This window comes from Limnospira sp. PMC 289.06, from assembly GCF_032350395.1.
In the GTDB taxonomy this organism is placed as follows: Bacteria; Cyanobacteriota; Cyanobacteriia; order Cyanobacteriales; family Microcoleaceae; genus Limnospira; species Limnospira platensis.
Map to the genome: position 1 here is coordinate 1 of NZ_JARPLC010000519.1, position 390 is coordinate 390.

Genomic DNA, 390 nt, shown 5'->3' on the forward strand with positions numbered 1-390 from the left:
TACCAAGAGCGATCGCTTATTTAAGTAGGTTGGGTGGAGGTAACGGAACCCAACAACACCATCTCTCCGTTATATTGGGTTTCACCCTCGTTTCAGCCCACCTACAAATGTTGGGTGAAACCCGAGCCACAAAGAGCGATCGCCTTCCAGTTGCTGTAAGCGAGCCTCCAATTCCCGCAGCCGCGTTTCCGCTAACTCCGCCCGCTGACGCTGTTGTTCAGCTTCCTGACGCTGTTGTTCGGCCTCCAAGCGCTGCTGTTGGGCTTCCTGACGCTGTTGTTCGGCTTCCTGGCGTTGCTGTTGGGCCTCCAAGCGCTGCTGTTGGGCCTCCAAGCGCTGCTGTTCGGCGAGTTTGGCTAACTCTGTGGGGGTGAGAAATCGCTGACCATA

Annotated in this window: 1 pseudogene; it reads right to left on the reverse strand. The window is 56.2% G+C overall.

Annotated elements, in window-relative coordinates:
• Nucleotides 1-81: 81 nt before the first annotated feature.
• A pseudogene (locus tag P5674_RS26080) lies at nucleotides 82-390 on the reverse strand (hypothetical protein); the annotation flags it as partial.